Source organism: Sphingomonas sp. CCH21-G11, assembly GCF_001555965.1.
Classification (GTDB): Bacteria; Pseudomonadota; Alphaproteobacteria; order Sphingomonadales; family Sphingomonadaceae; genus Sphingomonas.
In genome coordinates this window covers 1-20,917 of record NZ_LSHX01000049.1, presented here as the reverse complement: position 1 = coordinate 20,917, position 20,917 = coordinate 1, and the positions used below count along the sequence as shown (strand labels likewise).

16 protein-coding genes are annotated in these 20,917 nt (G+C 66.7%); 11 read left to right on the top strand and 5 right to left on the bottom strand.

What is annotated here, in order from left to right:
- Positions 1-255 precede the first annotated feature (255 nt).
- The 5 genes from AX676_RS12850 (at position 256) to AX676_RS12835 (ending at position 5,143) form a co-directional block, all read left to right on the top strand.
- Positions 256-1,716, top strand: coding sequence for an oligosaccharide flippase family protein (locus AX676_RS12850; RefSeq protein WP_066644518.1), 1,461 nt, complete (start codon positions 256-258; stop codon positions 1,714-1,716).
- A gap of 248 nt (positions 1,717-1,964) precedes the next feature.
- Positions 1,965-3,461 carry a cytochrome ubiquinol oxidase subunit I gene (locus AX676_RS12845; RefSeq protein ID WP_066480522.1) on the top strand — a complete coding sequence of 499 codons (1,497 nt, stop codon included), beginning with the start codon at positions 1,965-1,967 and terminating at the stop codon, positions 3,459-3,461.
- On the top strand, positions 3,458-4,465 hold the full coding sequence (cydB, locus tag AX676_RS12840) for a cytochrome d ubiquinol oxidase subunit II (protein WP_066480524.1): 1,008 nt from the start codon (positions 3,458-3,460) through the stop codon (positions 4,463-4,465). The genes AX676_RS12845 and cydB overlap by 4 nt, the downstream gene beginning before the upstream one ends.
- Position 4,466: 1 nt before the next feature.
- Positions 4,467-4,604: a DUF2474 domain-containing protein gene (locus tag AX676_RS17415; RefSeq protein ID WP_082730859.1), complete on the top strand. Its 138-nt coding sequence runs from the start codon at positions 4,467-4,469 to the stop codon at positions 4,602-4,604.
- Between the two features lie 113 nt (positions 4,605-4,717).
- Positions 4,718-5,143 carry a DUF7674 family protein gene (locus AX676_RS12835; RefSeq protein ID WP_066480525.1) on the top strand — a complete coding sequence of 142 codons (426 nt, stop codon included), beginning with the start codon at positions 4,718-4,720 and terminating at the stop codon, positions 5,141-5,143.
- A 195-nt stretch (positions 5,144-5,338) separates the two neighbouring features.
- Here the strand turns inward: AX676_RS12835 and AX676_RS12830 are convergent, their stop codons facing one another.
- From AX676_RS12830 to AX676_RS12810, 5 genes are all read right to left on the bottom strand, one after another.
- Positions 5,339-6,589 (bottom strand): glycosyltransferase, encoded by a 1,251-nt coding sequence (locus AX676_RS12830; protein WP_066480526.1) that lies wholly within the window; start codon positions 6,587-6,589, stop codon positions 5,339-5,341.
- A gap of 13 nt (positions 6,590-6,602) precedes the next feature.
- Positions 6,603-7,916, bottom strand: coding sequence for an HlyD family type I secretion periplasmic adaptor subunit (locus tag AX676_RS12825; RefSeq protein WP_231726098.1), 1,314 nt, complete (start codon positions 7,914-7,916; stop codon positions 6,603-6,605).
- Between the two features lies 1 nt (position 7,917).
- On the bottom strand, positions 7,918-9,642 hold the full coding sequence (locus AX676_RS12820) for a type I secretion system permease/ATPase (protein WP_066480527.1): 1,725 nt from the start codon (positions 9,640-9,642) through the stop codon (positions 7,918-7,920).
- The gene (locus AX676_RS12815) at positions 9,639-11,078 is read right to left on the bottom strand and encodes a TolC family protein (RefSeq protein ID WP_082731145.1); all 1,440 of its coding nucleotides are present in this window, start codon (positions 11,076-11,078) and stop codon (positions 9,639-9,641) included. Before AX676_RS12815 ends, AX676_RS12820 begins: the two co-directional genes overlap by 4 nt.
- A 251-nt stretch (positions 11,079-11,329) precedes the next feature.
- A complete protein-coding gene (locus AX676_RS12810) occupies positions 11,330-14,032 on the bottom strand; it encodes a beta strand repeat-containing protein (RefSeq protein ID WP_066480530.1) in 2,703 nt (900 codons plus the stop codon).
- Between the two features lie 262 nt (positions 14,033-14,294).
- Here AX676_RS12810 and AX676_RS12805 point away from each other — a divergent pair, with 262 nt between their 5' ends.
- The 6 genes from AX676_RS12805 to AX676_RS12780 form a co-directional block, all read left to right on the top strand.
- Complete coding sequence (locus tag AX676_RS12805) at positions 14,295-15,488, top strand: M48 family metalloprotease (protein ID WP_066480531.1); 1,194 nt, start codon at positions 14,295-14,297, stop codon at positions 15,486-15,488.
- Between the two features lie 244 nt (positions 15,489-15,732).
- Positions 15,733-15,972, top strand: a complete 240-nt coding sequence (locus tag AX676_RS12800; protein WP_066480638.1) for a hypothetical protein — start codon at positions 15,733-15,735, stop codon at positions 15,970-15,972.
- Between the two features lie 166 nt (positions 15,973-16,138).
- Positions 16,139-17,635: an O-antigen ligase family protein gene (locus tag AX676_RS12795; protein WP_066480532.1), complete on the top strand. Its 1,497-nt coding sequence runs from the start codon at positions 16,139-16,141 to the stop codon at positions 17,633-17,635.
- Between the two features lie 38 nt (positions 17,636-17,673).
- On the top strand, positions 17,674-18,375 hold the full coding sequence (locus AX676_RS12790; protein ID WP_156437759.1) for a polysaccharide biosynthesis/export family protein: 702 nt from the start codon (positions 17,674-17,676) through the stop codon (positions 18,373-18,375).
- A gap of 66 nt (positions 18,376-18,441) precedes the next feature.
- Positions 18,442-20,595 carry a GumC family protein gene (locus AX676_RS12785; protein WP_197417133.1) on the top strand — a complete coding sequence of 718 codons (2,154 nt, stop codon included), beginning with the start codon at positions 18,442-18,444 and terminating at the stop codon, positions 20,593-20,595.
- On the top strand, positions 20,595-20,917 hold a 323-nt coding region (locus AX676_RS12780), incomplete at its 3' end, for a hypothetical protein (RefSeq protein WP_197417803.1). The genes AX676_RS12785 and AX676_RS12780, both read left to right, overlap by 1 nt.

Here is a 20,917-nt window from a genome sequence, read left to right as displayed (position 1 = left end):
CACGCTCGTCTATGCGCCGCCCATCCCCGGCGCGCGGCCGCGCGCCGGGGATGGGCGGCGCATAGACGAGCGTGCCGCACCGGGCAACCGCAGGGCCGATCGGCCACGCGCCCTTGTCCATTTACCCCCCGCAATCTAAGGGCGGATGAGGCGGCTTGCCCGCGGCCCGAGGACCGTCATGCGCGACGGCAGGTCGCGATGCCGTCGCGGCGAAAGCGTCACCGGTTGGACGCCCGCATTTTTTGAGTGGTGACAATGTCCGTCCGACGATCCCTGGTCTGGTCCCTGTGCGGGCAGTCGCTGTCCGTCATCGCGATGGTCGTGGCCATGGTCGTGCTCGCGCGGACGCTGACGCCGCGTGAGATGGGGATTTATGCGGTCGGACTTGCGACCACCGGCATCCTTCAGATCGTCGCCGCCTTTGGTCTTGGCCATTTCGTGACCCGCGAGATCGAACTGACCGATCCGACCCTGTCGTCGGTCTTCACGGTCAACGCGCTCCTCGCATTGTTGCTGGCGGTCGTTACCTATCTGGCCAGCTTCGCGGGTGCGGCGCTGTTCACCGAGGCCGGTGTCGCCGACGTCCTCAAACTGCTGGCGATCGTGCCGTTGATCGGCATCTTCGAATTCCTGCCAGCGGCCCTGTTGCAGCGCGAAATGCGATTCAAGCCGGTGTCGATCGTGCTGATGCTCCGCGCCATCGGGTCGACGACCGTCACGATCGTCTCGGTGTTGCTCGGCGCCAGCTATCTGAGCGCGGCCTATGGTGCGATCGCCTATGCGCTGATCGGTGCGGTCGGCATGAACCTGGCGCTGCCGGGCCATCTGATGATGCGGCCGGGGCTTCACGACTGGCGACGGATCGTGCCCTTCGGCCTTCGCGTCATGTCGATCGGCGGCGTCTCGGTCCTGTCGATGCGGATGACCGAGCTGGTCATGGGCCGGGTCATGGGGCTGGCGGCGCTGGGCATCTTCACGCGCGCCAGCACGCTCTACACCGCGATCTACAGCAACATCTTCGGCGTTGCCGCACGCGTGCTGTTCGCGAAGCTGGCGCATGACAACCGCTCGACCGGCGAGCTTCGCGCGACCTATCTGCGCGGCCTCGACATGCTGCTGGCGATCATGTGGCCTTTTCTGCTGACGGTCGCGGTGCTGGCGGGGCCCATCATCCAGCATGCCTTCGGTCCGCGCTGGCTCGCCGCGGCACCGGTGCTGACGATCCTGATGGTCGCGCAGGCCGTCACGATGTTGTTCGCGATGAGCTATGAGCTGTTCACCCTTCGCGACGAACTCGCGCGTCAGGCACGCTATGAAGGGTTTCGATCCCTGCTCGGGCTGGTGCTGATTTCCGCGGGTTGCCTGATCAGCCTGGAGGCTGCTGCGCTCGGGCGTGCGATCGAATCCACTGTCGCGGCGGCGCTGTACCTGCCGCACATGTGCCGGCTGACCGGCGTGACGGCAGCCGAGATCGGCCGGGTGATCGGGCGCAACCTCCTGATTGCGTTGGGGACGCTCATCCCCATGGTCGCGATCATGTCGATCAGCGGATGGCGCGCGGATGTGCCGCTCGCGGTACTGGCCCAGATCGCGCTCTTGACCGTGCTCGCGTGGATCGTGGCGCTCAGGATCGTCCGCCATCCGCTGCTGCTGGAAATCGGCCATGCGTTGCGCGTGATGAGAGGGCGGCTGCGCCTGCAGCGCGGCAATGCGTGATCGACCGGTCCGCCGCGGCGGCAATCACGGCGATGATCGAGCGCGCCGGCGACTGGCGGACGGCGATAGGCGCGTGGGGTGTGGCCACCGACAGCAGGATGGCGGCGGTTGCGCGCCATGGCCTAAAGTCGGCGTCGCAATCAGGGCCGCGCGTGCCTATATGCCGTTCATGGTGATGCGGCCGACAGCGTCGTCACGCCCGATCGGCAGAGGAGCCGGAAACGCCGTTTGGACGTGCGGAGTGCGCGATGTTTGACGGTTTCGATCCCGTGGTGCTGGCGCGAATCCAGTTCGCGTTCACGGTCAGTTTCCACTTCATCTTCCCGGCCTTTTCGATCGGGCTTGCCAGCTATCTGATGGTGCTGGAGGGGCTGTGGCTGCGCACCGGCAGGCAGGTTTATTTCGACCTGTTCAAATTCTGGGTGAAGATCTTTGCCGTCGCATTCGCGATGGGCGTCGTGTCCGGCATCGTCATGTCCTACCAGTTCGGCACCAACTGGTCGGTGTTTTCCGACAAGGCCGGGCCGGTGATCGGGCCGTTGATGGCGTATGAGGTGCTCACCGCCTTCTTCCTCGAGGCGGGATTCCTCGGCGTCATGCTGTTCGGCATGGAGCGGGTCGGGCGCAAGCTGCACTTCGCGGCCACCTGCATGGTCGCGATCGGGACCTTCATCTCCGCCTTCTGGATCCTGAGCGTCAACAGCTGGATGCACACGCCCACCGGCTTCGCGATCAACGATGTCGGCCAGTTCGTCCCCGCCGGCAGCTGGATCGAGATCATCTTCAACCCCAGCTTTCCCTATCGGCTGGTCCATACGGTCATTGCCGCCTACCTCACCACCGCGCTCGTGGTGGGCGCGGTCGGGGCGTGGCATTTGCTCAAGCTGCGCCGGGGCGAGGACAGGCCGGACGTCGATGGCGACGATCCGGTCGAGGTGCGTGAGCATCCCGAGTTGCCCCGCTCGCGCGAGGCGGCGCGCGTCATGTTCTCGATGGCGATGTGGATGGCGGCGATCGTCGCGCCGATCCAGATCTTCGCCGGCGACCTGCACGGCCTCAACACGCTGGAGCATCAGCCCGCGAAGATCATGGCGATGGAGGGGCATTATGACAGCCACCCAGACGGCGCGCCGCTGATCCTGTTCGGCATCCCCGATCCGGCCGAGAAGCGCATCGATTATGCGATCGAGGTGCCCAAGGCATCGTCGCTGATCCTCAAGCACGAACTCGATGCGCCGCTCGCCGGGCTGGACACGGTGCCGGATGACAAGGAGCCGCCGGTGGCGATCCTGTTCTGGTCGTTCCGCATCATGGTCGGCATCGGCTTCGCCATGCTGGGGCTCGGGTTGTGGAGCCTGCTCGCGCGCGCGCGCGGCAAGCTGTTCGACTGGCCGCTGCTGCATCGCGCGGCGATCGTGATGGGCCCATCGGGCTTCGTCGCGGTGATCGCGGGGTGGGTGACAACCGAGGTCGGCCGCCAGCCCTATACCGTCTATGGCTTCCTGACGACCGCGCAGAGCGCGTCCCCGCTCGCTGCGCCCGCGGTCGGGGCGTCGCTGGTGGCGTTCGTCATCGTCTATTTCGCAGTGTTCGGCTTTGGCACCTGGTATATCCTGAAGCTGATGGGCAAGGGCGTGCAGCTGCACGAGCCGCGCATCGACGAGGAAGGGCCGATCCGCACGGCCGGAATCACGCCGGGTCCGGCGCAGGGTCGCCAGGTCGGCCAGCTGGAGCCGGCGGAATGACCGTCGATCCGACGCTGGCGATGGTGTGGGCGTTCCTGATCGCCTTTGCCGTGTTCGCTTATGTCGTCATGGACGGCTTCGACCTCGGCATCGGCATCCTGTTCCCGGTGTTCGAGGTCGGCGACGAGCGCGACAAGGCGATGAACGCGATCGCGCCGGTGTGGGACGGCAACGAAACCTGGCTGGTACTGGGCGGCGGCGGCCTGTTCGCGGCATTTCCGCTGGCTTATGCGATCGTGCTGCCGGCACTGTATCCGCCGATCATCGCGATGCTGCTCGCGCTCATTTTTCGTGGCGTTGCGTTCGAGTTCCGCTGGCGTGATCCGGCCCACCGCAAGGCGTGGGACGCGGCGTTCACCGGCGGGTCGATTATGGCGGCGTTCTCACAGGGCGTGGCACTGGGCGCGCTGCTTCAGGGGATCAAGGTCGCCGACCGCGCCTATGCCGGCGGCTGGCTCGACTGGCTCAGCCCGTTCAGCGTGCTGACGGGGTTGAGCCTGGTCGCGGGCTATGCGCTGCTGGGTGCGACCTGGCTGATCTGGAAGACGGACGGCGGGACGCAGGATCATGCGTTTCGCCTGGCGGGCCAGGCGGGCGTGCTGACGCTGGTCGCGATCGCGCTGGTCAGCCTGATGACGCTGGGCCTGAATTACGACTATCGCGCCAAGTGGCTCGAGTTTCCGGCGATCCTGGCGACGTCGCAAGTTCCGCTGCTGGTCGGCATCACCGCCTTCGCCCTCTATCGCTCGCTCAAGAAGCGGCGTGAGGTGCGGCCCTTCCTGCTCGCGCTCGCCCTGTTCCTGATGAGCTTCATCGGTCTGGGGATCAGCATGTTCCCATACATCATCCCCGAGAGCGTGACGATCGTCGACGCCGCCGCGCCCGCGACCAGCCAGTGGTTCATGCTGGTCGGTGCCGCCGTGCTGATCCCGCTGATCCTGGCCTATACCGGCTGGGCCTATTGGGTGTTCCGCGGCAAGGTGGGCGTCGAGGGCTATCACTGAGATGCCGCGCCTGCCCGAGCTTCCCGCCGACCGCCAGCCGCTGTGGCGGCGGCTGGCGTGGCTGGCGGCGATCTGGGGCGCGAGCGTCGCGGTGCTGGGCGTGGTGGCGTTCGTGCTGCGCCGCTGGCTGGTGGGGTAGGGGGTGCCTGAGTTAGCGGGTTGATGGCCGCTTCTGGGCGTCGGTAGGTCAGAAACGGAATGGCGGCTTGCGACCCCATTGCTGACTCGCAGGTGAGCCGTCAAACTAAGCCAATGATCGAACGCGATGAAATGTTTGCACCGATGCTTGAGGCTGACCCGTCGTTCAGTGGCCAGTGGCAAGAGTTCCTAGCTGACTACTCAGGCGAGCCAAATTTGCCGCAATACATCGCGTTGGGCGATCTTGCGAGGCACCTAATCGACCGAATGCGTCGAGGGGACATTGCGAACTTCGAAAATGTCTTTGAAGTCGTCGAGCTTTGGCACATCGAGGGGGACGAATATGTACAGGAGGCTGCGACAATCGGGTTCCTGGAGAGCATACAAAATCAGCTAGGCGGCAACGACCGATTTAGAGGTGATGGCGGCGTTCATGCATCAGACTTCGAGCCGTACCTTGGCCCGGAAACCCGTAAATGGTGGGAAAAGCTTTATCGATTTTGGGAAGGCGACTCTTCGGCGTTGAGGTTCGATACCTAGTGGCAGCTAACCAACCACAGCCTGCCATTCGCGCCTACCCTCGGCGGCCTCAAAAGCAGACGAGCACCTCAGTCCGATCGGTTGCTAATTGGCGCCCCGGCTCGCGCTGGCTACGCAGGCGAGCTTCAAAGCCCGCTTCGAGACTCGTCAGCGGCGGGAGATTGCGTGCCCAACCACCACGCCCCGCCACGGGGGCTACCCCTCGAACATCGGGGGCAGGGGGTCCAGCTTCTCCAACCCCTCGACCCATTCGATCTGGCGGGGCAGGCAGCGGGTCTTGAGGTCGTAGCCGTCGACGATCGTCTGGCGCGCGTTCGCGCTCAGCCGGGTGCGCAGCGCGTCGTCGGCCAGCATCATCGCCGCGCGTTCGGCCAGCGCCTTGGGCTCGAAGAACGGCGTCAGCATCCCGTTCTCACCGTCGCGGATCAGTTCGCGGACCGGCGCGGTGTCGCTGCCCAGGATCGGCGCGCCCAGCGCCATCGCCTCCAGCATGCTCCACGACAGGACGAAGGGATAGGTGAGGTAGATGTGCAGCCGGCTGAGGCTCAACACTTCGGTGAACACCGCATAATTCAGCCGCCCGACGAAATGGATGCGCGACATGTCGAGTTGCGCGCGCACTTCGTTGAGGAAGGTTTCCTTCCACGTCGTGCCCTTGTCCGCCGCGCGGCCATAGCTGACGCCGTCGCCGCCGATGATGACGAAATGCGCCCTGGGGCGCAGCCGCTGAAGCTCGGGCAGGGCGCGCATGAAGATGTGATAGCCGCGATAGGGCTCGAGATTGCGGCCGACGAAGGTCACGACTTCGTCCGCGCGCGTCAGCGACGTGCCGCTGGCGAACTTGATATGGCCGTCGTCGCGCGGCCGCAATTTGTCGGTGTCGATGCCGTCGTGGATGACGGTGATCCGGTCGGCAAAGGGCCTGGGATAGCTCGACGCCTGGAAATGGGTGGGCGAAATCCCGGCATTGGCCATCGGGAACATCAGCCGCTGGGGCAGCTGCTTCACCTTCACGCCGCAGCGATGCTCGATCTCGTCCTTGACCGGCGGAAACTCGGGATCGAAATCGTGGTCGGAATCCTTGTAGCCGTAGAAGAACTCGCAATAGAGCGCGAGCCGCGCTTCGGGCCACACATCCTTGAGGAACAGCGTATCGCCCCAGCCGGGATGCGCGACGATGACGTCGGGCACATAGCCCTCGCGCCGCATCGCCGACGCCTTTACCGTCGCGGCATGCGCGCGGATCAGCTTGGCTTCGGTGTCGAGCGCCCATTGGTGCTCTGACTTGGTGCCGACCTTGGCGATGCTGCGATAGCCGGTGACGCCCGGCATCGGCGGCACGTCGATCATCGACAGCGCCGCGACCTCGTGCCCGCGCCGCGCCAGTTCGGGGCCGAGATGGACGAACTGTGCCGGGAAGTTCTGGTGAACCAGCAGGATCTTCATGCGCGACGAAGGATCATTCGCGGAACGCGGTTTCCGACAGCCGCGTGAACGGCGTCAGGAAATAGCTGAGCACCGACCTTTTGTCGCCGATCAGTGCGACGTCGGCGATCATGCCCGGCGTGATCGGCAGCATGTTGCCCGCCGCATCGCGGATCCCGGCTTCCTTGGTACGCACGCGCACCAGATAATGCGTGTCGCCGGTGCGTTCGTTGACGATCGCGTCGGGCGAAATCCCCTCGACCACGCCATCGAGCCCGCCATAGGTGGAGAAATTGTAGGCGGTCAGCTTGACCAGCGCGCGCTGGCCCGGGCGGATGAAGGCGATATCCTGCGGCCGTACCGCCGCCTCGACCGTCAGGCCGCTTTCCGACGGCACGATTTCGACCAGCGGTTCGCCGGGGCGGATGGTGCCGCCGACGGTGTTGACCAGCACCCGGTTGACCTTGCCCTGCAGCGGCGAGCGGACCAGCGTGCGCTGGACCTTGTCGCGCAGCGCCGGCAGCGTCCGGCGGCGCGTGATCAGTTCGGCCTGCGCGGCGGCAAGCTCGCCCGCGGCCTGCGATCGCCACTCCTGCTGCGCCTGGGCGAGCGCGGCGCGCGCCTCGGTGACGCTGGCGCGCGCGCGCGAGACCGTCGCTTGCGCTGCGGCGGCTTCCTCGGACGCGACATTGGCGGTACGTTCGGCCTGCATCAGGCTGAGGCGGGGCTCGACCCCGGCTTCGACCAGCGGGCGGAGCAGGTCCGCCTGCTCGATCGCCGAATTGCGCGACACGCGCAGTGCCGACAGCCGGCCCTCGGCCTCCGCGACCGCGCGCTCGGCCTGCGCGATCCGTGCGCGGGCGGCCGACGTCAGGCTGGCATAATCCGCCTGGCGCGAGATGTAGAGCGACCGCTCGATGCCGATCTGCTCGCGCGTCGCGGCATCCTCCGCGTTCGGAAAAACGGGCGTGCGGCCTGCAATCTCGGCTTCGAGCCGCGCCACCTTCACCGACAGCGCATTGACCGTCGAGCTGTTGCTGCCCAGCGCCGCACCCGTTTCGGTCTGGTCGAGCTGGACCAGGGGGGTGCCCGTCGCCACCGTGTCCCCCGCCTTGACCAGGATCGCGGCGACGATGCCGCCCTCCAGATTGGAAACGCGCTGGAGCTGCGCGGTCGGCACGACGCGCGCGGACGCGTTCACGGTCCGGTCGATCTGGGTCAGCGCCGCCCAGCCGACCAGCACGACGATCATGCCGACGATGACCCAGAGCAGCAGGTTGGACGACCGTGCCGGCGTCTTGTGCAACGGCTGGGGGACGACGACCAGGGCGGTGGATTGCATGTTCATGTCAGGCGGCTACCGGGCGGGTGATGCGGCGCAGGATTTCATCGCGCGGGCCGTCGGCCGCGACCTTGCCGTCGGTGATGATGACGACGCGATCGACCAGGCGAAGCAGCGGCATACGGTGGGTGATGACCAGCAGCGTGCGGCCCCGGGTCTCTTCTTCCAGCCGACTGATCAACTGGTTCTCGCTTTCGGAATCCATCGCGCTCGTCGGTTCGTCGAGCACCAGGAATTTGGGCCTGCCCGCCAACGCGCGCGCGAGCGCGATGCTCTGGCGCTGGCCGCCGGACAGGCTTTCGCCCCGGTCGGCGAGCGTCAGGTCATAGCCGTTGGCGACCCGGCCGATGAAATCGTGCACGCCGGTCAACCGGGCGACGCGCAGCATCTCCTCGTCATCGACCTGGCGGCGGCCGAGTGCGATGTTGTCGCGGATCGACCCGGTGAACAGGACGCTTTCCTGCAGCGACGCGCCGACATGGCGGCGCAGCGTCGGCAGGTCCATCTGGCGGATGTCGGTGCCGTCGACCATCACCAGCCCATCGGTGGCGGTGTAGAGGCCGAGCGCCAGGCGCGCGATCGTCGACTTGCCCGACCCGACCCGGCCGAGCAGCGCAATGCGCTCACCGGCGTTGATCTTGAGGTTGAGCTTGTCGAGCGCGTCTTCCTTTGCGCCGGGATAGCGGAAGCTGACGTTGCGGAACTCGACCGTGCCCTCGATCACCGCGGGCTTCAGGCCGGTCACCAGCCCGGGGTCCTCGCTCATGAACGGGTTGAGCACGCTGTAGGCCGTGCGCGTCGCGGTGATACGCGACAGCAGCTGGGCGATCTGGGCCAGCGGCGCGACCGCACGGCTGGACAGCAGCGAGCACGCGATCAGCCCGCCGAGCGTCAGGTCGCGCGTTTCGACGAGCAGCACGCCCACGATCACGACACCCGCGAACGAGATCGTCTGGGCGGCATTGGCGACATTGGTGCTGATATTGGCGAGCAGGCGCTGGCGCGTCGCCATGTCCGAATAGCTGTCGATCGTGCGCAGCCAGCGCTGGCCGAGCAGGTCGCCGGCGCCGCTCGACTTGACCGTTTCGATGCCGCCGATCGCCTCGACCAGCACCGATTGCTTGTTCAGACCCTCGCGCATCGCCTCGCTCGCCAGGCGGTCCATGGCCGGAAACGTCGCGACGCCCGCGATGATGGTCAGTGGGACCATCGCCAGCGGCACCGCCACCACCCAGCCGCCGATCAGCGCGATCACCGCCAGGGTCAGCAGGATGAACGGGACGTCGATCATCGCGGTCAGCGTGGCTGAGGTGAAGAAATCGCGCAGCGTCTCCAGCTCGCGCATCGTGCCGGCCAGCGCGCCGGTCGAACCCCGCCGCGCGTTGAGCGGCATCGCGACGAGGCGCTCGAAAGCCTTTTCACCGATCTCGCGGTCGACATTTACCCCCGCCACGTCGACGAAATAGGCGCGCAGCGAACGCAGGATGAAGTCGAAGATGATGACGAGGCCAAGCCCGATGCTGAGCCCGACCAGCGACGAAATCGCGTTGTTGGGCAGCACGCGGTCGTACACCGTCATCGAGAACAGCGACGACACGAGCCCGAAGATGTTGATCAGCAGCGCGGCGAGCGCGACCTTCGCATAGGTCGCGCGATTGCGCATCATCGGCTCGATCAGCCACTCGGCAAATCGCTTGCGGGGGGCTTCGACCAGCTCCTGCGGATCGCTCATGGCAACGGTCTTTCTTCGGCGGCCGAGGGAATTTCCAGCGCGGTCAGCAACCTGCCGGTACGCGACAATAGCACATATCGCGCGGCGTCGCGCCCCGCGATCGCCTGGATATAGGCTGCCGCGGTGCCGAAATAGGTGTCGTTGGCGGCTAGCACGTCGAGCAGGCTGCCCCGCGCCGCGAGAAAGCGGGTGGTGAGCGCATCGCGCGTCTGGCGGCTGGCGACATAGGCCGAGGCCAGGCTGGCCAGTTCCGCCTCGACCGCCATCAGGTCGGTATAGGCGGTCGCGGCATCGCGCCCGGCTTCTTCGCGGACGCGGTCGGCGCGGGCACGCGCGGCGTCGGCGCGGGATTCGCCCTGTTCGGCGCGCTCGTAAATGCCGCCGAACAGGCGCTGGCGCAGCGTCAGGCGCGCACGGACGTCATAATCGCGCGTGACCTCGAACGCGCCGTAGCGTCCGCCCTCGACGCTGGCGGAAAGCTGGGGCAGCGTGTCGGCGCGCAGGGCCTTCGCTTCGCGCCGCGCAGCTTCGGATTGCGCGCGTGCGATCGTCACCGTCGGAATGTTCGCCGCCGCGTCGCGCGCGGCCTCGACGCCGGCGGGCACGACGCCCAGCGTCGGTCCCCGCGTCATGTTGGGCGGCGGGGGCGCGCCGGTCAGCTCCTGATAGCGCGCCTCGGCATTGGCGAGCTCGCGACGGTAGCGGGCCAGGCGTGTGTCGAGCGAGGCGATCGCGGTGTCGACGCGCGCGATGTCGGATGCCGCCGACGCTCCCTGATCGATCCGCTGTTTGACCGAATCGCGGTTGTCGACGACGCTCTGGCGATACGCCTCGGCGAGACCCAGCAGGGTGCGGCCGGCGAAGATGTCGTACCACGCCGCGATCGTGCGCAGCGCGATTTCGTCGGCGGTGCCGTCGATCGAGGCGCTGGCGGCGCGCAGCCGGTCGCCGGCGGCGCCGATGCGGTAGGAGGTCGCGCCGAAATCCCACAACAGCTGGCTCACCTGTCCGGTCAGGTCGGTGCGCCGTTCGAGCACCGATCGCTGGATGATGTTGTCGAGGCTGTTGCGGAACGATCGGTCGATAATCTGATAGGCGGACACCGAATATTCGGCGGAGGGCAGCAACGCCGCGCGGGCCTCGCGCTTCGCCGCCTTGGCTTCCTCAAGCTGCGCCTGCACCTCGGCCAGGGCCGGGTGGCGCGCGATCGCGGTCAGCACCGTTTCGCGGAAACGCGGATCGCCCGCACCGTCCTGACCCAGTTTCAGGATCGGGTCGGCGGCGGTGTCGACAACGAGGGGGCGGGGGCTCGCCCCCGGCAGCGTCAGCGATTGCGCGGCGGCGGCGCCAGGCATCGCCAGCGACGCGGCCAGCACCAGCGCGCCGATCAACGGCGCACGCGATGGCACGGCAACAGACTTGGAAGCGTACGTCATTCTTTACGTTTGGAAACCTTGCAAGGAACGCTGTCCTCGACCCGCTGGCCTATCGAAACATCGGTGGCGCGTTAAGTGATTTGAGGCGTCGCGTCTACAGAAACGCTGGCCGGTGCTCGATCCAGAGCCATTCGCGGCGCGGCCGCACGCGCGCGCATGAGCCGCCGCGCGCATTTTCCCGCTCCATCCAAAAGAAAAGGGGGCCTCCACCGCGGTGGAGACCCCCTGATCCTTGGTTCGCGATATTGCGATTACGGGGTCGGGATGGTCGCGGCCGCCGTGATCACGATGTCGTTGTTGGTCAGCGCCGTGCCGGGAACCAGCGTGGCGAAGATCACCGCCGCGCCGGCACCGGTGCCGTCCGCGTCGTAGAACAGGCGACCGGTCGCCTGATCGTACAGGATCTGCGCCGAAGCCGCCGTGGCGCTGACACCGATCACGAACTGCGCCGCGGTCAGGGTCGGGCCGCCAAAGGCGAACACACCCTGGTCGAGCGAGATGCGATCGCCTTCCGCCGAGCTGAAGTCGAGCACGTTGTCGGCATTGCCCACACCGGTCGCGGCGAAGTGGAAGGTATCCGCACCGCTCAGGCCGAACAGGTTGTCGATACCGTCACCACCCGACAGCACGTTGCGGCCAAAGTTGCCCGCGATCGTGTTGTTGGCCGCGTTGCCCTGGAGCACCAGGTTGTCGACCGCGGTGGCGTCTGCCGCAACCAGGCTCTCGACATTGGTACCGAGCGTGTAGTTGACGCTCGCGAACACGGTGTCGTTACCTTCGTTCGCCAGTTCGGTCACGACGTCCGACGACGAGAAGACGCGGTAGATGTCGTCGCCCGCGCCACCGACGAGGGTGTCGCCGCCGCCGCCAGCCACGCCGGCACCGTTGAGGATGTTGTTCCCCGAGTTGCCGGTGAGCGTCTGCGCACCGCTGTTACCGACCAGGAAGACGTTGCCGGTGCCCGTGGCGGTCAGCGAGTCGATGGCCACGCCGTCGGCGAGCGCATAGCCGCCGGTGGTCGCCGTGAAGGTGACCGTGTCGGTCGTCGCCGTCACACCGTCAGCGGCGAGGCCGGTTTCGATGATGACATCGTCGGTGCTGTCGACGGTGTAGGCGTCATTGCCCGCGCCACCCGCCAGCGTGTCGGCACCGCCGCCACCGATCAGCGTCTCGGCGACGTTGCCGGTCGCGCCGTTGATGCGCTGCGCCAGCGCATTGCCGGTCACCGAGACGACGTTGCCGCCGAGGGTGATGGTTTCGACTTCCGCACCCGCGGTGAGGGTGTAGGCCACGAAGCCGGCTTCGGTCGCGAAGGTGATCGAGTCCGTGCCGCCGCCGACGGCTTCGCTGATCACGTCAGCGCCGTTCACGACATAGGCGTCGTTGCCGCCCAGGCCGGTCAGGGTGTCGACGCCGAGGCCACCGACCAGCGTGTTGTTGGCGAAGTTGCCGACAATCTGGTTGGCGAGGTCGTTGCCGGTCAGGACATATTCACCGGTGGTCGCACCCTGGTCCGCCGCCGAGAGGTTCTCGACATTGGCGCTCAGCGTGTAGGACGCGCTGGTGAACACCGAGTCCGTGCCTTCACCGACTGCTTCGGTGACGACGTCGAGCGCGGTGTAGACGCGATAGGTGTCGTTGCCCGCGCCGCCGACCAGCGTGTCGCCGGTGCCTGTCGCCGAGGTGCCGCCGTTCAGGACGTTGTTGCCGGCGTTGCCGGTGAGCGTCTGGGTCAGCGCGTTACCGACCAGAACGACGTTGCCGGTCGCCGCGGTCGCGGTCAGGCTGTCGACATTGACGCCTTCGGCCAGAGCGTAACCGCCCGTGGTCGCGGTGAACTGGACGACATCGGCCGTCGCGGTGACACCGTCGGCCTCGAAGCCGGTTTCGATGATCACGTCATCGGTCGAGTTGACCAGGTAGGTGTCGCCACCGCCGGCACCCGCCAGCGTGTCCGCGCCCGCCGTACCGCCGCTCAGCGTTTCGGCGACGCCGACCGCACCCGCGGCACCGTTGATGCGCTGCGACAGGTTGTTGCCGGTGATCACGTTCACGCCGTTGCTGGCGGTGATGACTTCGATCGAGGCATCCGCATTCAGGGTGAACGTCGCCGCCGCACCCGCCGCGAAGGTGATCGTGTCGGTGCCGCCGTCAGCCGCCTCGACAAAGGTGATCGTGCCCGCGCCCAGGACATAGGTGTCGTTGCCGCCGAGGCCGATCAGGGTGTCGTTGCCGCCACCGCCGCTGAGCGTGTTGGCACCGAAGTTGCCGACGACCGTCTGGTCGAGCGCGTTGCCGGTCAGGACGAGCGCCTGCGTGCCCGACTGATTGGCAGCCGAGAGCGTCTCGACCGCAGTGCCTGCGGTGAGCGCGTAGGTCGCGATCGCCTGGCCCGCCGCCTGCAGCGCGTCGGCGTCGATGTACACGATGTCGGTGCCGCCACCCGCAAGTTCGGTCACCACGTCACCCGGGTTGCGGATGGCGTAGACGTCGTCGCCAGCACCGCCGACCAGCGTGTCACCGAGCGTCGGCTGCGCGGTGTTGCGGCCGCCGTCGAGCACGTTGTTGCCCGCGTTGCCATTCAGCGTCTGCGCGAACTGGTTGCCGATGACGAAGTTGTTGCCGGTGCCGGTCAGGTTCAGCGTTTCGACCCACGCACCCGAGTTCAGCACATACGACACGCTGGCGTTGACCACGTCGTTCGCGCCGCCCGTCGAGCTTTCCACGATCACGTCGCCGGCGTCGGCAACCGTGTACGTGTCGTTGTCCGCGCCACCGTTCAGGGTGTCGTTGCCGGTTCCGCCGATGAGCGTGTCGGTGCCTGCACCACCGTCGATGCTGTCATCACCCGCCGCACCGTCGAGCGTGTCGTTGCCCGCATTGCCGATGATCGTGTTGTTCTCGGCGGTGCCGACAATATTGTCGTCGCCTGCCGTTCCGATAAACGTCGCCATTTAACTACTCCCTTCAGGATGCTTGTCGCGGCGGGGCCGCGCGAAACCAAAATTCAAAAACGTGAAAACAGTTCGCCGCACCGTCCGCGCCTTGCGGACCGACGAACGGTTGGATAGTCCCGCAAATGCTCGGCGTGCCCCCCCGTTTGATCACAAATCGTGCACGACTTAACCGAGCGTGGAATCGATGGCAAGCGACTAGCCCTATTTTTCTGCCGTGTTGTCGCGGGTGCAACAATGGGATCGGACTTGGGGCCAAGCGATGGTGATCGCAGGTAAATATCTGGTTAACGTCAAGACGATCCGCAGCATCGTTGCGACGACCGTATTCAATCCGTTCCGGGGTTTTTCCCACGAGCGCGGTCAACGCCTTCGGCGCGGCCGCCGCCGCGGGGGTGGCCCGACCCTCCCGATTGCGGCGGCATTGGCCGTTGTCGCGATCCTGTCGCCGGGACATCCGCGGGCCCGCGCGGCCACTGACGACGGGCTTGCGGCCCAGCTGCGCCTGCTTCAGGCGGCGGATGCGCGCGTGGCGCGTATCGGGTGGCAGCTGAAGGCGGCCAACGTCGCCCTGTGCCCCGAAACGCGGCCCGAGCTTGGCATCATGCTCTATGATGCGGCGCAATTCGCGCCCGAGGTGCGGTCGGTGGCCGGTGACCTGTTCGGGCTGGCGGCGCCGGTCGCGGTGAGCGTGGTGGTGCCTGACGGGCCGGGCGACCGGGCCGGGCTGCGGCCCGGCGACGGGATCGTCGCGATCGACGGCGGACCGCTGCCGCGCAAACTGCCGGCTGCGCAGGCAACCTTTGACGGCGTGGAAGCTGCCCTGGCGCTGCTCGACCGCGCGTCGAGCGAGGCAGCCGCGCGTGCACGCCCGGTCACGCTAAGGGTCGCGCGCGGCGCCGGCGAGGTCGACATCGCGCTCGACCCCCGGCCGGTCTGCGCGGCGTTCGTCCAGCTGCTGCCCGATCCCCGATCGGAAGCGTCGGCGGACGCGCGGACGATCAGCGTTTCGACCGGACTGCTCGACCGGGTCGCCAATGACGACGAACTGGCCTTTCTGATCGGGCACGAGCTGGCGCATATCATGCTGGGCCACCGCGAGCGCTTCGCGCGTGCGCGCGTGGATAAAGGCCTGTTCGCCGGATTCGGACGAAACGGCGCGATCCTTCGCGCCGCCGAGGCGGATGCCGACCGGCTCGGCATCGTCCTCAGCGCACGGGCCGGCTATGATGTGTTCGCGCCTGCAGCATTCTGGCGCCGGGCCGGAAGGGCGGCGGCGCCATTGATCGGCGACGGTACACATCCCGGCTGGCGGACGCGCGCGCGCGATGCCGACGCGATTTCGGCCGCGATCGCCGCCAACCGCGAAGATGCCATGCCGCCGGACGACTTACGCGCTCAACTCGTTGACCGCAGGCGCCAGCTCGACGCCAAAATGAAAGCGTTCGACAGGTGACACTTGATTAATGACTGTAAGTTAGCGAAGGACGGGAAGCAGTCCGGGTCGGGGCCGGGTCTCTTGCGAGGCGCGGCGACGGCCCGGGAAAATGCGGCGACTGCGTTGCATTTTTGCTGCATCCCGCGTGAGATTGGTTCCGCGCCCGCCGATCGGGAACGGAAACGGGTTGAATGCGTGTAAGCCTCGTGCAATAGCACCGCACGAGTACGAGTATATTGCGAAGGGAGTGTCGGAAATGAACATGTTGAAGAAGGCGATGGCTACCGCGGTAGCGATGTCGCTGGTCAGCGTTCCGGCGATCGCCTCGGCCGCTGACGCCAGCAAGCTGTCGCTTGCGCCGTCGGTTCGCGCCGGCAAGGTGGTTGCTGAGAAGGAAAAGGCTGAAGGCAGCAGCGGGATCATCATTGGCGTCGTCGCGGCGGCTGCCGTGATCGCCGGCATCATCATCATCGCCGACGATGATGAAGCGACCAGCCCGTAAGCCTCGGCTCTCGGAATAGAAAAGGGCGCTCCTTCGCTGGAAGGAGCGCCCTTTTTATTTGTGTGCGCGCCGCGATCGCGCGGCCCGGTTTCCCGGTTCGCGCAGTGGACTGCATCGCATCGCTCGCCGCGCGATTTTCATTTGAGTCCCCCGCCCGGACGCGGATATGGCACGTGACAGGGTGCCGGCGCGCACGGCAGAAGACTGGATCAGGGTGTTGACGGTAGAGCTGGCGGAGATTGACGAAAACGCCGTTCGCGGGGGGCGGATCGGCACCGAAACCTGGCTTTTCTGGAGCTTCCTGCTGGTCATTGCGCTGCTGGGCGGCGCATCGCGGGCGGATTCGCTCGCCCAGCCCGTGGTACGTTGCGTCAGCGTGGTCGTCATCGGCCTGTTCGTGCTGCTGATCCCGCCGGCGCGCCCCGGCTTGTCCCGCCTGCCCGCGATGTTCCTGGCGCTGATTGCCGCGCTGATCGTCGCGCAGCTCGTGCCGCTTCCGCCAATGATCTGGACCGCGCTACCGGGTCGCGACCTCGCCGAGCAGGCGGCGACGGTCGCGCAGTTCGATCAGCCCTGGCGCCCCTTCGCCCTGTCGCCCGACCGCGCGGCCAACGCCTTGTTCGCGCTGCTGCCGGCGGCGGCGACGCTGATCGGCCTGCAGTTCCTGTCACGCCAGCGGATCGCCAACCTCGTCACCCCGGTCATGTTCCTGGTGCTTGCCAGCGCGGTGCTCGGGCTGGCGCAGGTGTCGAGCGGCGAAGATTCGCCGCTGCGCTGGTATGCCGTGACGAATCGCGAGGCTGCGGTCGGCCTGTTCGCGAACCGCAATCATCAGGCGCTGCTGCTCGGCTGCGGCCTGCCGCTGGTGGCGCTGTGGGCGACGCCGCGCGGCATGGCGGCGGATCGCACGCGCCTGCGCGCGCTGCTGGGTGCGGGTGCGGCGGCATTTCTGATCGTCATGGTGCCCGTGACCGGGTCGCGCGCGGGGCTGGTCGTCAGCACGATCGGCCTCCTGGCCGCGATCGTGCTGGTGCTGCCGCGCCTGGGGACGCTCCTTCGCGGGATGCGCAGGCGCACCCGGCGCCTGGTCGCCGGCGGGGCGGCGCTCGGCGCGACGGCGATCGTCGCGCTCGCACTGACCATCGGTCGCGCGGCATCGGTGCAGCGGCTGTTTGCATTGTCGGTCGACGACGACCTGCGCCTGCGCGCCTGGCCGACGTTGCTTGAAATCGCCCGGGACTATGCGCCGTTCGGGGCGGGGCTGGGCGCTTTCGAGCCGCTCTATCGGCATTATGAGCCTTTCGACCTGCTTTCGACGAGCTATCTGAACGAAGCGCACAATGACTATCTTCAGGTCCTGATCGAGGCCGGAGTGCCGGGGGTGGCGATGATCGTGGCGTTCATCGCCTGGTGGCTGATCCGCTCGATCCGGGTCTGGCGCATGGCGCCCGACACCGCGTTCATTCGCCCGGCGCGCGCGGGATCGGCGATACTGCTGATGGTGCTGCTGGCCAGCGCGGTCGATTATCCGGCACGGACACCGATCATCATGGTGGTGACCGCGATCGGTGCGATCTGGATGCTGCTGCCGGTTCCTGGCGTGACCGCCGTGACGGCACGGCGGACGCGGACCGACAATGCTTTACCTGTCCATGCCGGCTGACTATAGCTCGCGGGATTTTTGGCGGATTACTTGACGATATGCGGTTAATTTTATCTGTTCTTGCGGTCGCGCTGCTCGTTTCGGGCTGCTCGAGGGAGCGTCTGGTTTCCCGCCCCGGGCTGACGGTGGTCGAAACCGAGGCGCTGCCGGAGCCGACGCGCGGCGACCTGGTTGCCGCCGACCGCCCGGCGCTGGTGGGGCCGCTCGATACGATCGGTATCGACGTCTACGGCATTTCCGACCTGAGCCTGGAGGTCCAGATCGATGCGAGCGGGCGGATCTCGATGCCGCTGGCGGGCACGATCGATGTACGGGGCAAGGCGGCATATGAGGTTGCGCGCGATATCGAGAATGCGCTGCGCCGCTACGTCAAGGATCCGGTCGTCACCGTCAACATCCTCAATTCGGTCAGCCAGGTCGTCACGGTCGACGGGTCGGTGACGGAGCCGGGGCTGTATCCCGTGACCAACCAGATGACCTTGATGCGCGCGATCGCGTCGGCCAAGGGCGTGTCGGAATTCGGCAAGCTCGAGGACGTGGTGGTGCTGCGCACGGTCGACAACCAGCGCATGGCCGGGCTGTACAACATCGCGGCGATCCGCCGCGGGGTTTACAAGGACCCGCCGATCTTCGCCAATGACGTGATCATCGTGGGGGATTCGCCGGAGCGCCGGCTGTTCCGCGATCTCGTCGCGCTCTCGCCGATCATCTCGGCACCCCTCATCGTCCTGCTGCAATAACGAAGTCGAGCACTGTTCATGAACAAAGCAAATAATGTTCGCAGGCTTGGCTCGGGAAGTGTCGGCTTGGTCCCGGTCGAAATGACGGCGGAGGCCCAGACACCGTTGCTGCGCCAATATTGGCGGATCGTGTGGCGCTGGCGTCGCGTGATCCTGGGCATCATCGGCGTGTGCCTCGTCCTGGGGCTGATCATCACGCTGCTGATGACGCCGCAATATACCGCGACCAACACGATCGAGATTTCGCGTGAATCGGGCAAGATCGTGAACATTCAGGGTGTCGAGCAGGAGGCGACCGACGCCGACCAGGAATTCTATCAGACGCAATATGGCCTGTTGCGTGCGCGCTCGCTGGCCGAGCAGGTCGCGACGCGTCTGCGTCTGGTCGACGACGTCGCCTTTTTCGAGATGTTCGGCGAGGCCGACAGCGAAGGGTTGTTCACCGACAGCAGCGACCGGCGGCTGTCGGCGGTCAGCCGGTCGAAGCGCGTGAAGAAGGCGGGCGAAATCCTGCTCGACAACATCCGCATCACGCCGGCGCGCCAGTCGCGCCTGGTCGAGATCAGCTTTACCAGCCCCGATCCGGCCCTGTCGCAGCGCGTCGCCAATGCCTGGTCGGAAAATTTCATCAGCGCGACGCTGGAGCGGCGCTACGAGGCGACCTCCTACGCCCGGCGTTTCCTGGAAAGCCGGCTGGCGCAGCTGCGCACCCGCCTCGATGCGTCGGAGCGGTCGCTGCAGAATTACGCCTCGAACGAGCGGATCATTACGCTGCCGCAGGGCAAGGAAGGCTCCGAACAGTCGACGATTGCGTATGACCTTGTCGCGCTGAACGGCGTGTTGTCCGCCGCCACCGCGGACCGGCTGGCGGTCGAGGGCAAGTACAAGGCGTCGCGCGGCCGGTCGGGTGACGTCGAGGAGGCGCTCGACAACAACGCGCTCAATTCGCTGCGGGCACGCCGGGCGGAGCGCGCCGCCGAATATGAGAAGCTGCTCGTCCAGTTTGAGCCCGATTATCCGCCGCTGCGCGCGGCGGCGGGCGAAATCCGGCAGCTCGACCGGAGCATCGCGCGTGAAGAGCAGCGCATCGGCAGCAGCCTTGCCGCCGAATATCAGGCCGCGGTGAACCGCGAGGAATCGTTGCGCGAACGCGTCGACGCGTTGAAGGAAAGCTTCCTCGACCAGCGTCGTCGCAGCATCCAGTACAACATCTTCCAGCGCGAAGTTGACACCAATCGTCAGCTTTATGACGCGCTGCTCCAGCGGTACAAGGAAATCGGCATCGCCGGCGGGGTCGGCGTCAACAACGTCGCCGTCGTGGACGAAGCACAACTGCCGTCGCGACCGTCGAGCCCCCGCCTGGTGCTCAACCTGGTTCTCGCGCTGTTCGTCGGCATGTCGCTGGGTGCCATCGCGGCCTTCATCCTTGAGCAGAGCGACGAGGCGATCGCCGATCCGGGGGCGGTCGAGCGCATGCTCGGCCTGCCGCTGCTCGGCAGCGTGCCCAAGTCGTCGGACTCGCCGATCGATGCGCTGCGCGATCGCAAGTCCTCGATCGTCGACGCCTATCTTGCGGTCCAGACGAACCTGCAGTTCTCGACCGATCACGGCGTGCCGCAATCGCTTGCAGTCACCAGCTCACGGCCGGCCGAAGGCAAGTCGACGACGTCGTTCGCGCTGGCGACGATGCTGGCGCGCGCCGATCGCAAGGTGGTGCTGATCGACGGCGACATGCGGTCGCCCTCGGTTCACCACCTGATCGGTGCCCAGAACGATCGCGGGCTGAGCAATTACCTGTCGGGCGGCGCGGTGATCGACAGCCTGCTCGTGCCGGTGAACGATTTCGGCTTCGTCGCGATGACCGCCGGGCCGATCCCGCCCAATGCCGCCGAACTGCTGACCGGCAACCGGCTGGCCTCGCTGATCGAGGAACTGTCGAAGCATTTCGACCATATCGTGATCGATTCCCCCCCGGTGATGGGCCTGGCCGATGCGCCGCTGATCGGCAGCCGCGTGGAGGGCATCGTCTACGCCGTCGAATCGCACGGCATCCGTGCCAGCATCGTTCGCACCGCACTGAGCCGCCTCGCCAGCGCAAATGCGCGCATCATCGGCGTGGTCGTGACCAAATTCGAGCCGAAAAAGGCGCATTTCGGCTATGGCTATGACTATGGCTATGGTTACGGCCGATCGGAGCAGGGCCGGGGCGGCAACGGCTGATGCCGTCACGCGCCATCCAGCTGCCGACCGGGCGCGCGATCCTCTTTGCCCTCGTGCTGCTCGGCCTGCTGGTTCTGGTGGGCCAGCACAGCCTGGCCTCCGTCGTCGCGAAGCGAAACCCCGAACTGGCGCTGCGCATCGCGCCGGGACATGCGGAGGCCGCGGGGCTGGTTGCACTTCGCAGCATGACCGCGGCCGCGACCGCCGGCGACATCGCGCGCGCGCGCCGGCTGGCCCAGTCGGCATTGCGAAGCGAGCCCCTGTCAGCGGTGGCGGCGGGTGCGCTGGGCCTGGCAAACGATCGGCGCGGTCAGACCGCGCT

Bases quoted from the DNA above. Each gene is read 5' to 3' on its own strand.
- AX676_RS12850 (WP_066644518.1), top strand. From the start codon at position 256: ATGTCCGTCCGACGATCCCTGGTCTGGTCCCTGTGCGGGCAGTCGCTG.
- AX676_RS12845 (WP_066480522.1), top strand. From the start codon at position 1,965: ATGTTTGACGGTTTCGATCCCGTGGTGCTGGCGCGAATCCAGTTCGCG.
- cydB (WP_066480524.1), top strand. From the start codon at position 3,458: ATGACCGTCGATCCGACGCTGGCGATGGTGTGGGCGTTCCTGATCGCC.
- AX676_RS17415 (WP_082730859.1), top strand. From the start codon at position 4,467: ATGCCGCGCCTGCCCGAGCTTCCCGCCGACCGCCAGCCGCTGTGGCGG.
- AX676_RS12835 (WP_066480525.1), top strand. From the start codon at position 4,718: ATGATCGAACGCGATGAAATGTTTGCACCGATGCTTGAGGCTGACCCG.
- AX676_RS12830 (WP_066480526.1), bottom strand. From the start codon at position 6,589: ATGAAGATCCTGCTGGTTCACCAGAACTTCCCGGCACAGTTCGTCCAT.
- AX676_RS12825 (WP_231726098.1), bottom strand. From the start codon at position 7,916: ATGAACATGCAATCCACCGCCCTGGTCGTCGTCCCCCAGCCGTTGCAC.
- AX676_RS12820 (WP_066480527.1), bottom strand. From the start codon at position 9,642: ATGAGCGATCCGCAGGAGCTGGTCGAAGCCCCCCGCAAGCGATTTGCC.
- AX676_RS12815 (WP_082731145.1), bottom strand. From the start codon at position 11,078: ATGACGTACGCTTCCAAGTCTGTTGCCGTGCCATCGCGTGCGCCGTTG.
- AX676_RS12810 (WP_066480530.1), bottom strand. From the start codon at position 14,032: ATGGCGACGTTTATCGGAACGGCAGGCGACGACAATATTGTCGGCACC.
- AX676_RS12805 (WP_066480531.1), top strand. From the start codon at position 14,295: ATGGTGATCGCAGGTAAATATCTGGTTAACGTCAAGACGATCCGCAGC.
- AX676_RS12800 (WP_066480638.1), top strand. From the start codon at position 15,733: ATGTTGAAGAAGGCGATGGCTACCGCGGTAGCGATGTCGCTGGTCAGC.
- AX676_RS12795 (WP_066480532.1), top strand. From the start codon at position 16,139: ATGGCACGTGACAGGGTGCCGGCGCGCACGGCAGAAGACTGGATCAGG.
- AX676_RS12790 (WP_156437759.1), top strand. From the start codon at position 17,674: ATGCGGTTAATTTTATCTGTTCTTGCGGTCGCGCTGCTCGTTTCGGGC.